The organism is Methanothermobacter marburgensis str. Marburg, assembly GCF_000145295.1.
Lineage (GTDB): Archaea > Methanobacteriota > Methanobacteria > Methanobacteriales > Methanothermobacteraceae > Methanothermobacter > Methanothermobacter marburgensis.
On sequence record NC_014408.1, the window covers coordinates 701,791 to 715,729 of the forward strand.

General features: G+C 43.2%; 17 protein-coding genes. 7 read left to right on the forward strand and 10 right to left on the reverse strand.

Annotated elements, in window-relative coordinates; genetic code table 11:
- Positions 1–30 precede the first annotated feature (30 nt).
- Positions 31–1,188, forward strand: a complete 1,158-nt coding sequence (locus tag MTBMA_RS03790; protein WP_083772487.1) for a glycosyltransferase family 4 protein — start codon at positions 31–33, stop codon at positions 1,186–1,188.
- A gap of 714 nt (positions 1,189–1,902) precedes the next feature.
- Here the strand turns inward: MTBMA_RS03790 and MTBMA_RS03795 are convergent.
- On the reverse strand, positions 1,903–3,162 hold the full coding sequence (locus MTBMA_RS03795) for a flippase (protein WP_013295591.1): 1,260 nt from the start codon (positions 3,160–3,162) through the stop codon (positions 1,903–1,905).
- A gap of 102 nt (positions 3,163–3,264) precedes the next feature.
- Between MTBMA_RS03795 and MTBMA_RS03800 the strand changes: the two genes are divergently transcribed.
- Positions 3,265–3,576, forward strand: a complete 312-nt coding sequence (locus MTBMA_RS03800; protein ID WP_013295592.1) for a hypothetical protein — start codon at positions 3,265–3,267, stop codon at positions 3,574–3,576.
- 319 nt (positions 3,577–3,895) lie between these two features.
- On the opposite strand, the gene MTBMA_RS09135 is transcribed toward MTBMA_RS03800, so the two are convergent.
- The 4 genes from MTBMA_RS09135 to MTBMA_RS09070 form a co-directional block, all read right to left on the reverse strand.
- Positions 3,896–4,216: a hypothetical protein gene (locus MTBMA_RS09135; RefSeq protein WP_013295593.1), complete on the reverse strand. Its 321-nt coding sequence runs from the start codon at positions 4,214–4,216 to the stop codon at positions 3,896–3,898.
- Positions 4,213–4,881, reverse strand: coding sequence for a hypothetical protein (locus MTBMA_RS09140; protein WP_013295594.1), 669 nt, complete (start codon positions 4,879–4,881; stop codon positions 4,213–4,215). The genes MTBMA_RS09135 and MTBMA_RS09140 overlap by 4 nt, the downstream gene beginning before the upstream one ends.
- A 149-nt stretch (positions 4,882–5,030) precedes the next feature.
- A complete protein-coding gene (locus tag MTBMA_RS03815; RefSeq protein WP_238523401.1) occupies positions 5,031–6,053 on the reverse strand; it encodes a glycosyltransferase family 2 protein in 1,023 nt (340 codons plus the stop codon).
- Positions 6,053–6,190, reverse strand: a complete 138-nt coding sequence (locus tag MTBMA_RS09070) for a hypothetical protein (RefSeq protein ID WP_013295596.1) — start codon at positions 6,188–6,190, stop codon at positions 6,053–6,055. Before MTBMA_RS09070 ends, MTBMA_RS03815 begins: the two co-directional genes overlap by 1 nt.
- Before the next feature lie 3 nt (positions 6,191–6,193).
- Here MTBMA_RS09070 and MTBMA_RS03820 point away from each other — a divergent pair, with 3 nt between their 5' ends.
- Positions 6,194–6,598, forward strand: coding sequence for a flippase-like domain-containing protein (locus tag MTBMA_RS03820; RefSeq protein ID WP_238523420.1), 405 nt, complete (start codon positions 6,194–6,196; stop codon positions 6,596–6,598).
- A gap of 101 nt (positions 6,599–6,699) precedes the next feature.
- Here MTBMA_RS03820 and MTBMA_RS03825 read toward each other — a convergent pair whose 3' ends face one another.
- The 5 genes from MTBMA_RS03825 to MTBMA_RS03845 all read right to left on the reverse strand — a co-directional run bounded on the left by MTBMA_RS03825 (position 6,700) and on the right by MTBMA_RS03845 (position 12,266).
- Complete coding sequence (locus tag MTBMA_RS03825) at positions 6,700–8,112, reverse strand: flippase (protein ID WP_013295598.1); 1,413 nt, start codon at positions 8,110–8,112, stop codon at positions 6,700–6,702.
- A gap of 33 nt (positions 8,113–8,145) precedes the next feature.
- Entirely contained in the window at positions 8,146–9,069 is a 924-nt protein-coding gene (locus MTBMA_RS03830; RefSeq protein ID WP_013295599.1) for an SDR family oxidoreductase, read from the reverse strand.
- A gap of 9 nt (positions 9,070–9,078) precedes the next feature.
- Positions 9,079–10,887, reverse strand: a complete 1,809-nt coding sequence (locus MTBMA_RS03835) for a DUF1616 domain-containing protein (RefSeq protein WP_013295600.1) — start codon at positions 10,885–10,887, stop codon at positions 9,079–9,081.
- A gap of 129 nt (positions 10,888–11,016) precedes the next feature.
- Positions 11,017–11,526 carry a hypothetical protein gene (locus MTBMA_RS03840; RefSeq protein WP_013295601.1) on the reverse strand — a complete coding sequence of 170 codons (510 nt, stop codon included), beginning with the start codon at positions 11,524–11,526 and terminating at the stop codon, positions 11,017–11,019.
- A gap of 218 nt (positions 11,527–11,744) precedes the next feature.
- On the reverse strand, positions 11,745–12,266 hold the full coding sequence (locus tag MTBMA_RS03845) for a hypothetical protein (RefSeq protein ID WP_013295602.1): 522 nt from the start codon (positions 12,264–12,266) through the stop codon (positions 11,745–11,747).
- Positions 12,267–12,500: 234 nt separating this feature from the next.
- On the opposite strand from MTBMA_RS03845, the gene MTBMA_RS03850 reads away from it, so the two are divergent.
- From MTBMA_RS03850 to MTBMA_RS03865, 4 genes are all read left to right on the forward strand, one after another.
- The gene (locus tag MTBMA_RS03850; protein ID WP_238523403.1) at positions 12,501–12,797 is read left to right on the forward strand and encodes an energy-converting hydrogenase A subunit A EhaA; all 297 of its coding nucleotides are present in this window, start codon (positions 12,501–12,503) and stop codon (positions 12,795–12,797) included.
- Positions 12,797–13,300, forward strand: a complete 504-nt coding sequence (locus MTBMA_RS03855) for a hypothetical protein (RefSeq protein ID WP_013295604.1) — start codon at positions 12,797–12,799, stop codon at positions 13,298–13,300. The genes MTBMA_RS03850 and MTBMA_RS03855 overlap by 1 nt, the downstream gene beginning before the upstream one ends.
- A gap of 12 nt (positions 13,301–13,312) precedes the next feature.
- A complete protein-coding gene (locus MTBMA_RS03860) occupies positions 13,313–13,564 on the forward strand; it encodes a DUF2109 family protein (RefSeq protein ID WP_013295605.1) in 252 nt (83 codons plus the stop codon).
- A 79-nt stretch (positions 13,565–13,643) separates the two neighbouring features.
- A complete protein-coding gene (locus tag MTBMA_RS03865) occupies positions 13,644–13,916 on the forward strand; it encodes a DUF2108 domain-containing protein (protein WP_013295606.1) in 273 nt (90 codons plus the stop codon).
- The last annotated feature ends 23 nt before the right edge of the window (positions 13,917–13,939 follow it).

Sequence of the window (13,939 nt, forward strand, 5' to 3'; positions counted from 1 at the left end):
ATATGAAGAGTTGTGTAAATAGAAATCAATATGAAGAAGGTGGTTTTGATAATGAAAGTTCTTTATTTACCATTTAACCTACCATTAGATTATACAGTACAACTTGCTAATGCCATTACAAAATACTGTGAAGCTTCAATATTGGTGTTTGACACACCACAACAAAGGGGAGAATTTAGTGAATTGTCGGTTTCCCCAAGAGTGAACGTAATATGGACAGATAAAGTTAAATTTCCAGTTTTCCACCCATATAACATTAAGGTGTTTTTTAAACTCATAAAAAAAATAAAATCTGAAAATTATAACATAATACATATACAAGAATGCAGGTTGCTTAATTTATTTATTGTTATTGTATTAAAAATAGTCAGTAATTTTAAGCTCGTAACGACAATCCATGATGTAAACTTTCACCCTGGTGAAGAGAAAATCACTACTAAATTTGCCAAATTTTTTTTTGAAAGACTTTCTGATGTTATATTTGTTCATGGAGAGAAATTAAAAAAAGAATTAGAGAAAAACGTAAAAAAGAATAAAATTTTTGTGATTCCGATGATAGGGCATAATATATCGCCTATGGAGAGATATATAGAGGATTTTGATGACTCGAAAATTAGTGATGAAAATATAATACTATTTTTCGGCAGAATTGGTTATTATAAAGGTCTTGAATATCTCATTAAAGCCTCTGAGGTTGTCAAAAAAGTTGTTCCAGATATTAAAGTCATAATTGCAGGTAGAGTTGAGAAAGGAAAATATGATATTACAAATTTCAATAAAATAAAAAAAATGATCAAAAATAAAGATTATTTCGAACTCCATCCTTATTACATTTCTTGGAAGTATGCTACAGAACTTTTTATAAAGTCAAAAATCGTAGTACTACCCTATATTGAAGGTTCCCAAACTGGAGTGGTTCCAGTTGCATATAGATTCAAAAAACCTGTAATTGCTACAGATGTTGGTGCTTTATCAGAAATCGTGGAAAATGGTAAAACAGGTTATATCGTACCTCCAAAAGATTTTAAAGCTATTGCAGATAAAATAATAAAATTAATAAAGAACGATGAACTTAGACTAAAAATGGGAAAAGAAGGTTATAAGAAACTTAAAGATGATCTTTCACCTAATACTGTGGCAAGCATTACGGTAAGAGTTTACAAAAGCATAAATAATCAGTTTCTATAGATATTTTCTAGAAAGTTTTATATTTTAGAGTTTTTCTTAGCAATATTCTAATCCATCTTAGAGTATAAACTTTTTTAACTAAATTATGTGGGTTTTAACATGGATAGTATGTAAATGAGCATTTACACCAAAAGGAGGGATTCATTGAATAGAACACTCACCATCTAGGACACGTTCAAGCTCAGCGTCATAAATCCGGTGACCGTCCATTTGATAAAGTCAAGTTTGATAGTGATAGCCTTGAGCTGAAAGGATCACCGTGACATTCATTTTAAGCCGAGGTAATATTGTCCAAATTATTCAATATAGACATCATTGCCAATTTTTATAACATGAGTTGAATATCATTTCTTTTGTTTTTAAAAAAAGTATATCAATTTCTTCCACTTTTGCATTACTTTTGAAAAGCTAGAATTGAAGTTTTCAAAATTTCATTGGATAGGTTCAATCGAGGTTAATTCACACAATTTCATTTGCTTTTTATTTACCCTCAATTGCCATATCTAAAAGCGTTGAATAACCTGCTATCTCCACATTCTTGTGGCTTAAGTGATGAATCATACAATATAAGATTTCAGCTTCTACGTGGCTAAAATTAGTCGGGTAATTCATGAGGTTCGTTGTTTTATTTTTTGGAAAAGCAAAATATTCACTCTTAAATAAAATTTATCTATTTCTTCATATATCAACTCTATTAGCTCAGATCTCTTAATGCTATAATATTCTTTGGTTTTTTAGTGAATTGTAAATTAAAGAGAGTATAATGAAATTTGTTATAACGAAAGCTATGGCCGGACCTTTTACTGATAAAAAATATATAAATACAAAAAGAAGAACCAAATGGATTACGCTTGCAGTAAAATATATCTTTCCGAACTCCTCTGCGCGACCAAAGGCGAGGAGTCCTTGAAGACCCATTATTGTACTAATACCCGCCGGCAACAGAATTAGTGATAGTATTTGTAGCAAGGATACGCTTACTGCATATCTACGCCCTGCAAATATATTTATAATAAATGGTGCCGAAAAGATTAGAAAAATTGATAGAAACAACGATAAAAATGACATTATAATTATTATTTTTTTAAATTCATATTTTGCTCTTTCTTTGTTTTTTGATTGAATTCTTGAAAAATAGGGATACATGGCTTGGCTAACACTATTTAATAAACTTTGAAATGCTTTTGTTATCTCTTCCGCGACAGAATAATATGCAACCACTTCACTGCTCACGAAGAGTCCTAAAACAAATCTGTTTGAAATCGTACAAACACTTATCGATATTGAGGATATAAACAAAAACCACCCATCTGTTAATTGTTTTTTGATTTTGTTAAGAGATGGCTTTATAAATTTTACTCTAAATTTTCTACTAATGATTATCTGACTATATGCTCCTACTGTAATAAGAGCTAATGAGTTTATGAGAGGCACATAAATGTAATCATTAGAACCTTTTACAAATATGAAGATAAAAATGGTAGCTATAGTCGAAGAGAGAATTCTTAGGATTGTTATATATCTCATTTTTTCGATACCTTGGAAAAACCAGACGGGAAATAAAACATTACCTAATACTATCCCAAAAGTTATAAAATAAAGCCAATAATCTGTTTTGAAAATGTTGATGGAAAAAACAATTACTAATAATATAAAAAAACTGATAAACATTAATATTATTTTAGCTACCATTATGGAATTATATATCTCAGATATTTCTTCTTCATTATCTCGATGTATTGATATGTCTCTTGGAGCCGAGTAATTAAATCCGTATTCTGTCAAAAAATTTAAATATGCTATGAATGCGGTTGCAAAAGCGATTTTTCCAAATTTAGAAGGCCCTAGAACTCTTGTAAGGTAAGGGAATGTTATAAGTGGTATGAGGTATTGTAACATCTGTATCCCTGTGAGCGAAAATATGTTGTCCAGCACTCTCCGGTATTCACTGTTTTCAAGTATCCGTCTGATCATCCATTCACCCTCAAATCCATTACTTTTATTCTCTCTGTAAACTCATCGTATAAACCCATCTCATACGAAAAATTTAAATATTATTACTTAATACTTTATCTTATGAAAATCATAAACATTGTCTCCTGCCTTGAGGATGGCAACGTTATTGAGTGCGGCGGAAATGCCCTCGAGGCCTACCAGGGGATACTGGAGGCCATTAAGGGGGGTGAAATCACCACTGGGGCCACACTGGTATACCTGGTAACACCCATGCCCCTCAAGGCGGGGGTCCTCCAGATACTCAGGGTCCATAAACCAGGGGCCAGTGAGAAGCTAACCGTAACCGAGATAATGAATGAGATGGCATCAAGCAGGGGCGACACATGGGTCTTCATGGACCCATTTCACCTAATTAAGGATGATTGGACATAAAACATAGTTAAAAATCTGTGCAATCTCGTAGGATCAATATTCCTCACTATCCGTTGGATCTCGTTCATAAATCACCATAATGTAAAATTACTATGTGTTGAAATAAAAGTTAACTTCAATTATTCCTATTGTAGCTTCCTTTTATCTCCGTTTGATCGTATAACTATACTTAAATGCTCAGATTTCTGAAAAAATGCACTAATCTGGTGAATGATCATTAACTTATTTTTTAAGCACACACATAATAGGCACAATTTAAAGCCTCATCATTTAAAGATTCTTTCAAGGTCTTCACGAAACTTCAGAGGTTCGTTTTTTATTAATCTTCTATAATCGTTGAACTTTCATGGTTCTCCTCAAAGTTCTCAAGACAGTCCAGAATCTTTTTGATAACACCACCCATATCTTTACCGGTATCAAATTTGAATTCGTCTGGAATAGGCACATCAGGACCTGAAGCAGATCCCCTCTTACCTACAATTGCACAGCAACCCAGAATAGCAGCTTCTCGTGGTATCCTGTCCTTTCCAGGGTGATTGCCAAAGTCGATGTAAACCTTAGCCCTCTGGAGTTCCCTGATCACTTCATCCCGTGTCATGTTTATAATTGGCTTGAAATTTAATTCCCTGGCCTTTTTCATGAGGATTGAGGTAATTTGTAGCCTTTACGGGGATTATAAAGAATTATGTCTTCTTTATTTTTAAGGTCAGTTTTTATCTTCAGAAAATCTTCATTCAGGTAATCTGAGAGGTATTCTACATTTTTTATTCCATGTCTCTTAAGGTAATTCATTGCGTAATGGGACTGTGCAAGATGCATATACGCTGATGAAACCGTTTCGTCATTAATAAGCTCATAGTCCTTGTGTTTCTCCATAGCAATTTCTGGGAGTTCAAATATCTCTCTCTTTAAAAACATGTGGGCTAAATAATTTAGTCTGCCTCGCCAGCCCTTAATGACTGAATCGTTTTCGAGTTTTGATATGTAGAAATTATCGATGCTGAGCCACCAGATAACCTTCCTGATTCTTTCATAATTATCAATAACACGCATTAGACCTACAACTTCAGGTACTATGAGGATGTTCTTCTCTGAATCTTCAATTTTATTAACATAGGGAACAGCATATTTCCTATATTCTGGGTGTACGGGAGCCTCGTGGTCTTCAGGCTGATAGAACATGTATGCATCCATTTTAAGGTCATTTCTAAGGTGAAAACAGAGTTGATGTAGTAATTCCGGACCTCCCGTTGCTCTACCAGCCGGTGCAACGATGTAAATCCTGGTATCACTGTAAACCTTCACCTTATCTCCCCCTCACTACCTCAAGGGCCCTCTTTACCACGTTGTCCATATCATAGTAGCGATACCCTATAAGTCCTTCAAGAAGTGCCAAATCCATAAATTGCTTAGTGGACATATAAACCATACCATAGTCCCTTTTCAGTTTAAAATCAACCATAAAGTATCCTCTTCGGTTTTTCGTTATCAAAAATTCCTCTAAATCCATCCATATATGCGTTTAGAATGAATTTTACCCTCCTCAAGATATTCTCACCGCTTATAAGCTGACCCCCAATTGAAAGTGGGATGGCCTTTAGGAGGAAAAGGTAGAATCTCCACCACTTCATGTTCATTTTACGAAGCCAGACAGAATTCCTGACACCATAATATCTTAACCAGAGCCTATCATAGGGTACCATGGGGACATCCTTCCCGAGGATCCTCCTTGACCCACTATTCACCATTGCACCGTCCTTGTGGAGGATGGGGCTTCCAGGTATGAGTAGGATATCACCCTTCCTCCTCAACCTCAAAGAGTACTCAACATCATCGAAGTGCAGGAAGAAGTCGGCCCGTGGGAAACCAACATATTCAACCGCCTTAAGGTTAACAAGAAGGCCCACAAATGAGGCATGATCAATTTCAACACAATCCTCCTTGAGGTCGTCAGGTGAAACCGGCTGAACCATATCACCGAAACCTTCAAAGTCAAAGAAGCCCCTGTGTCTAAACTGGGGGTTCCCGTCAGGGGAGACCTTTAGATTAGCCAGGGCAACAACACCATCTGAAGCATATACAAGTAATTTCTCAAGGCTATCGGGTAGTGGTTCTGCATCATCATCCATTAGCCAGATCCAGTCGTATCCGTCCTGGTAGGCTCTTTTGACTCCTTCGTGGAATCCTCCTGCTCCGCCGGTGTTTTCTGGTAGTCTTATGTGGGTGACCCTGATTTCTTTCTGGTTTTTGGGTGTTTTCAGGGTTAGTGTTCCTCCCTCTGGGCTGGGGGTGTAGCCTTCCTGGTGGAGGAGTTCTGGTGTTCCATCAGTTGAGGCGTTGTCTATTATATATATGGCCTGGAGGGGTCTTGTCTGCTTCATGAGTGCCTCCAGGCATTCCATGAGCAGCTCCTTACGGTTGTAGGTTACCACGACTGCAGCCACCCTCACATCACCGGAAACATCCCTGGAGGTCATCATCTCACCTCCTCCTCAAATACCTCAAGGGCCCTCTTTACAACGTCGTCCATGTCATAGTAGCGGTACTCTGCGAGCCGCCCAAGTAGTGTGATGTTCTCGATTTTCTCTGCGAGTTTCCTGTATTCCTCATACATCCCCTGGGATTCCTAGGTTACACAAGGTCCTACTCCAGCTTCGGGGCACTTGGAGTTGTATTTGGCCTCTCGTTTCTATCATGGCTCATGGAGTGCCTGAGGCTGTACCTTGTTTTCCTGTCATTCGGTGCTGAGATAGCATTCTCAGCGGTTGTCATGATATTCCTTCTTGCAAACCTCATAGGGATACTATCAGCCCTCCCGGGGGGTATGGGTTCAATGGAGGTTTCAATGGCGGGACTCTTTGTTTTATTTGGTGTTCCAGGTTTCCTTGCGGGCAGCATAGCCATCGTGGATCGCCTCATATCCTTCTGGTCGGTCACGGCACTGGGGGCTATACTCTCATCATACTACGCAGGGGACATACTCGATGTGGTCAGGTCATACATACTCGATATTAAAACATGAACACTGCACAGCCCTGATATAGGGGGTGGCCTGTAAGAACTATGATGAATATTAAATGAACGTTGCACCGCTCTTCTCTGAACAAAAACATGAAGCAGGTATCAGCCCCTGATTATTGACCTGATTATGGCCCTGTCCATGTGGTCGAGGGCCCCTGTTAAGAAAATTCCAGCCACATAAACCGCCAGGGCAAGGGTGGCCCTAATTATAATGTTCACAGGGGCCATTAGTATCACTGCAGAGGCCGCGCCCGGAATAAGAATTCGCCAGCCCTCCATGATATCCTTCCAGGATAGCCCGTAATCCGTATCCCTTAAAGCCCTCATGAAGAGGACCATCATCAGAAATTCTGTCATCACCGTTGCAGCGCTTGCCCCCAGAAAATCAAATCTGGAGATAAGTATAAGGTTAACGGTTACATTGAAGATCGCCCCAGCACCTGTGACACGGGTAACCGTTGTCTGTCTTTCGGTTGAGCCCAGAAGGTTTGAGGTTATCCCGTTTAGAAACATGAATGCAGTTGCGGTTATGAGGATCCGCAGAGCAGGGGCAGAACTGATGTACTTCGATGAGAAGATCAGTTCTATCAGGGGCTCGGCAAGGACGAATACCATCAATATTATAATGACCGCCAGTATCATGAGGTACTTCACGGATCTCCTGTAGGTGAATTTCAGGGAATCTGAGCTTTCAACATGGAACCTGGACATAATGGGGAAAACTGCCAGCAGGTATACAGTGTAGAGCGAGCTTATGACTGTAAGAAGCCTGTAGGGTGCACTGTAGAGACCAACGGAAACATCACCCTTCATGAGTGAGAGCATGACAGAGTCTATCCAGAAATAGATGAGGAAAAAAACGCTGGTCACGCCGAAAGGCAGTCCATTAACGATCAATTCCCGGCTGAAAGCCAGACCTGGCCTGAAAAACCTCCTTGTGAATATGAAAACAGAGTAGCTAACTGAGAGAACCGCTGCAACGAGGTAGGCGATGGCCACATGTACAACACTTCCGCCCAGCCAGATCACGGTGAGCACTCCGACAAGTATGAATAAACTGTTGAGGATGTTCCAGATCGTCTGGTACTCCATCCGCTGGAATCCCTGGAACATGCTGTTAAAGAATGCGCTGAAGGCGTTAACAAGCATGTAACCCCCTATGAACATTACAACTGCAGCAGCCGTGCCCCTGTAGATACCGGTTACCGGTAGGAGGATTATCATAACAAGGACAATCAATGAAAGGAGCAGTTTGTTACCAAGCCCCGCAGATGCAAGCTCTCTGGCACCAGCAGGGTCCCTTGCGATTTCCCTTGTAATGTAGGTCCCCATCCCGAGGTCAGCCAGTATGCTGAATATGCCTGTTAGGGCAAGTGCCGCAGATAGTATACCGAAACCTGCTGTGCCGAGGTATCTTGCAAGGTAGACGTTCCATACAAAGGCCGCGAGGTTGGTGAAGATGGTGGCTGTGAGGAGAAAGAGGGTATTTTTTGCGAGGGTTCTGGCATGACTCATTTTAATCCCTCTCAGAGGGTTCAGATTTCAGTTTCATCCTTTGAACCACTCGACGGTTCTGATGAGTCCCTCCTCAAGTTTCACATCTGGCCTGAAGCCTGTAGCCTCCAGCCTTGAGGTGTCTGCAAGGGAGTGTCTCACATCACCGGGCCTCTCATCAAGGAATACTGGCTCTGAATCTGATCCGAGGATTCTTGATATTATCTCAAAGAGCCGGTTAACAGTAACCGCACTTCCACAAGCCACATTGAAGATACCGGTTTCAGGTGACTCTGCAAGGAAGATGTTGGCCCTCACAACGTCACCCACATAGATGAAGTCACGGCTCTGCTCCCCATCACCATAGATCTCAGGCTGCCTGCCCTGGAGGATGGCGTCAATGAACCTCGGGATGACGGCAGCGTACTGGGAGTCAGGCCTCTGTCTGGGCCCATAAACATTGAAATACCTGAGGGAAACTGTTTCAAGGCCATAGTCCTCAAAAACACTGCAGTAGTACTCCCCTGTGACCTTGGATACCGCGTAGGGTGATAGGGGCATGGGCCTTGCGTCCTCAGAGAGCGGCATTTCCGGGTTGTTCCCGTAGACAGCTGAGGTTGAGGCATTCACAACCTTCCTGACCCCCGCCCTGCAGGCGGCAAGAAGCACCCTGAGGGTTCCTGTGGCGTTCACCCTGTGGCACCTCAGGGGGTCCCTCACGCTTTCAGGGACACTTGCAAGGGCGGCCTGATGGAACACATAATCCTTATCCATGAATACAGAATCAAGGTCCACCTCATTGATACTCCCCTCTATGATCTCAAGGTTTTCATGTTTGGGGTACATGAGGTTCCCCCTCTTCCCGCTCGAGAGGTCATCGATTACAGTGACCCTGTTTCCCATTCTGAGGAGTTCATCTGTGAGGTGTGAGCCTATAAATCCAAGTCCTCCTGTTACAGCGACATTCATGCCCTTCATGATCATACACTACCTTACATTGATGAATAGGTGAAGAGACCGGTAGGGTTTCCTTTTATCAGGCAACCTGTATAGAAGGAATTCCAGTTTCTGGTTTTCCCCGGTCTCTGTAACTGTGAAGTTTATCTTCCTCTCCCACTTCTCCTTATCACTCAACCTTATGGTTTCATTCCTTAAAATATCTCCGCCAAGACGCACCACCATGAGGTAGGTCTCGTTGCGGTACTCACGGTTAACCACACCCACGATTACACTGGCATTTGCCCCTGCTGTGAGGTTCTCGGGGTACCCGTAGGCCTTTCCACCGGGCCCCAGGATGTAGAACTCTGTGAACCTCTCAGAGGGTGCCGGGTTGAGGGTTATGTAGACCGTTACCGCAATTAGCGCTACAAGTATGATGGAGAGGAAGAGTGAGATCTTACCGTCCCTTGAGAGGTTACGGGGTGATGGTATGCTTCTTATATCGGCGGAGTAGGCGAGTTCCCCGCGCCTCCACCTCCTTATGAATGCGGCTGGAGTGAGGGCAAGGCTGAGGCCTGCCACTGTCCTTGCAAGGAATGGTTTGAATGTAACATGTCCACCCATGAGGAGTGCGATGACCGAGGTCATGATGATGCTCGTGGAGAATGCCAGAAACAGCCTCTCAGGGATACTGAGCTGAACCCTTTCAGGTGCGATGGCTGAAATCAGTATGTACCCCGGGATGAACAGCACCTGGAGGTAGAAGAGCGCCTCAGCGATACCGCCCCTCAAAAGGATGATGGTAAGGATACTCAGGATGGATAGAACTGCGAGGTCACTGAAACCACCGATGGATGTGGTTTTTTCAGGTTCTGAGGGGAATTCATGTCCTGAGAAGGCCTTTTTGAGTTCCCCTTCAACATCATCACCTTCGATTTTCCCGGTTTCAGGGGCCCCTCTTATTTTTCTCATTTTAAGGGCCTTCTTCTTTATAGCTGAGGGTTCACCCACATAAAGGTCATCATCTGATATTTCAGGTATTTCAATGGTGATTTCATCCTCCACTAACCCATATTTCTCCAGGATGTCCATTTCTGACTGCTGAAGGGACTCTATGATTTTTATCCTCTGTCTGGACCTTCTGATGTAGGCTGCAAGGCCTGCAAGTATACCTGTGACCCCAAGGAATATGTGACCATAACCCCTGGGTACAAGTAAGCATGCTAGGGGTGTCAGGATGGAGACAAAGAGGGCTATTAATCCTACCTGCTTAAGTCTTCTCCTCTCCCGCAGCCCTGTTAGGAAGGCAGATGCCACCAGATAGGATGTGCTTACTATGAGGATGAGTGCAAGGAGGAACCTCACATGTCTGAGGTGTGTGAGGCTTATGAGGATGGGTGTTGAGGATGATAGGATACCTGCAATCAGGAGGTCCCTTGAGGAGAGACCGAGCCTGATGACTTCATCTTCCTCATGCCGTTCGCTCTGTTTTCTGCCAGACCTTCTTGCAAGTTCCCTTGCGGTTCTTGTCTGGGTATCCTCCTCAGGGGTATCCTTCTTTCTCAGGCGGATTATAAGAGCAATGAGGGGTATAATTATGGCCGGGAGTGCATAAAGTGCTCTTGAGTTCCTGAGGGGCGTGTAATTAAGGATGAGGGCGTTGAGTGTGATGAGGAGCATTCCTGCCACCGGGGTGATCAGAATGCTGTCGAAGCCTGTGATGATGAGTATGGTGTAACCTGACACCACTATGGATGATGCTATTCCAAGAACCCTGAGATGAAATAATGGCATGTTTATGAGGACCGCTGATACTATACCTGCAATTAATAATATGATCTCCCGCCTGAACTTCAACTGAGATTCTCCCGTATGCTGATTGGACTATTTATTTGGGTCGTGGACTGATAAATATTTTCATGTCTGTCACATGTGCGCTTAAGAAGACATATTTCAGTTCAGATGGTGATGCAGATTAAAATAAGGTTACGTGGCTGATTTTATAGCCAGGTGGTATATTCTGACCCTGTATTCCCCCGGCGCGGTGAAGGGAGGAATTGTGAGGTAGATGTCGGCCGGGACAACAGCGTTTCTTTCATCTCTTGCGGTCCAGTTTTTCCTGACTGGCGTGTAGGTTGTTGTGAGTGGTGTTTTGGGGAGGTTTGTGCCGTAGTTGGCGTATTTGAGGTTCTGTATGGGTATGGTTTCTGGTCCCTGGAGGTCTCCTTCTGCTTTTATGTAGAGGTCGATGGGGACGTTGGATAGGTCTTTTATCTGGAGTCCCTGGGGTCCTCCGGGCCAGGTGTATTCTTTTCCGGGTTCCACTGTGGCTGTGAGGGTGAATGAGTTTCCGACCTCCTCTCCCTTCCAGAGGACCATTATCTCCACACTCTCGGGTACGGTTACCCGGACCTCCTGCACTGCGCCCATTGTGGAAAAGGGTATGGGTAGAAGCAGCAGTATAAAAAGAACCCCCATCCAGCTGTAATCTGACATCAGAAGATCCCCCCACCATTACACATATATCTGTAATTCATTTATTTATTAAGTTTTCCCTTATAATTTATTATTAATTTATTATTTCTGTGGTTGTGTATTTTCATGGAGTTAAATCTGGTCCAGTGGGCATCGTCATCAATGTTGATATGCTAAAAAGGGTTCATCTGCGTGATTTGCAGGCTATAAAATGTTTTCATTAATAAAAAAGAGTTATTTCAGGGTTCACCCGGTGATTTAACAGCTATGTGATATATTCTCACAGAGTAGACACCGGCGGCTGTTCCAGGTGGCACCGTGAGGTGAAGGTCCACGGGTATTAATGATTCATCTTCAGATTTAACCACCCAGTTCCTTCTAACAGGTGTGTAGGTTGTTGTGAGTGGTGTTTTGGGGAGGTTTGTGCCGTAGTTGGCGTATTTGAGGTTCTGTATGGGTATGGTTTCTGGTCCCTGGAGGTCTCCTTCTGCTTTTATGTAGAGGTCGATGGGGACGTTGGATAGGTCTTTTATCTGGAGTCCCTGGGGTCCTCCGGGCCAGGTGTATTCTTTTCCGGGTTCCACTGTGGCTGTGAGGGTGAATGAGTTTCCGACCTCCTCTCCCTTCCAGAGGACCATTATCTCCACACTCTCGGGTACGGTTACCCGGACCTCCTGCACTGCTGAAGCCCCACTCACGGGGTTTGTGAGAAGAATTAAGAGCAGCACGGGAACAGCGAGGGTTTTTAGATGGATGCCCATACAGATCACCCCATTTTTCTCCTGGAGGTTTCTCTTGTTTCACATGAACTTACAGTTTATCGTGAAATATGTCACTAAAGTGGCTATTATTTGAGCAAATTTTTATTACATAATCTGAAGGAGTACAGAGGCATTCTCTCCTAAAAACAGCAAAAATCGTATTAAAATTCCTCTTCAATACCCGAAATCGGTTTTTAAAAAGATTTATATATGTTGGATTATTATTCTTTTATCATGATTATTCATGTTACATATCTTTCAGGTTACATAACAGGCATTATTTCCTCAATAATCATTTCAGCGATACTGGGGCTGCCTCTGGCACCTGAAAGACCGGCCAGACATTCCTGGACCCCGTCAGCCATCTTCCCGGCGCCCATAATTGCCATGGGTCTTGTGGCTATATGCATAAAACTTGGTGTCACGGGTATGTATGGTGGGGTCGATCTTGGTGTGGTTTCAGGGCTTCTGGCAGCTCTCATGACGGCCTACTTCCTTGAGGACATATTCCCCAGACCGGAGGACTTGTGATGAATGAACTTGTTGGAGTTGCAGTCGCAGCAGCGGTATCCTGGCTGAACTTTGTTATCATAGATACATGGATGGGCCTTCCAGAGAAACCAGGTGTCAGGGGGGCCGATTACATTGGAAGGGATATAATGAGAAGGGGAGGGGACCTCGCAGGGGGTTTCTTCCAGGGAAACATAGTATGCTCACCTGACGCATCTGCAGGCACACTCCTGGGGGCAATTGGCTGTTACCTCATGGGTGTACCTGAAGGGGGCATTATAGCTGCGCTCCTGGTGTTCATAGGGAACAGGCTCTGCGCAGACCCGGGGTATGCCGGTACGACAGGCGCACTTTCAATCACGGTCATAATAGCAATCTCATCGCTTGCCGGATTGAAACCTGAAATGTTTGTTGCAGGAATGGTTATTGCGATAACCACAATACAGGGGTTAAACCACAGAGGATCATCAAGGCTCCTTGGCGCCATAGCCAGGAGGATGAACAGGTACACAGACCTGAAATAGAAGGTGTTGATCATGCTACTCCAGATAACAGGGATAATAGTTGTTCTCATGGCATTGAGGGCACTTCTAGCACAGGACAGGGCAGAGAGGCTCCTTTACCTCAATGCAATGGGTTTCGGGATATCTGCAATGATTGCACTCTACATTGGAACGGCATTCGGGGCTATCCTTGCAGCCGTCTACTTCGTGGCATCAACAATAACATCCAATGCTATTGCACACACCCTTGACCGTGTAGGGGAGGAAATATTAATCGAGGATTAGGTGAAGATTTGGCTGGTGATGTTTATGAATCCGCTTGACCTCATTAAGGGATTAGGTGAAGATTTGGCTGGTGATGTTTATGAATCCGCTTGACCTCATTAACCTTACAAACACAGGAATTTTCGTGATATTCACAGGTGCCGCAGGCATCATACTACTTCCAAGACCCCTTGATAAGATAATAATGTTCTCTCTGCTTCAGGGGGGCTTTGTGATGGTCCTCGCGGCGGCCAGATACCTTGACGTGGCCATGGCAGCAGCCCTCTTTGACCCCATATCAACGGTGATACTGCTCATGGCTGTTATGAGAATAAATGATGTGAGGGTAGCGAGGGGTGAGGATCTTGTCTGATGTTCATGTACTGGATGTAAGAG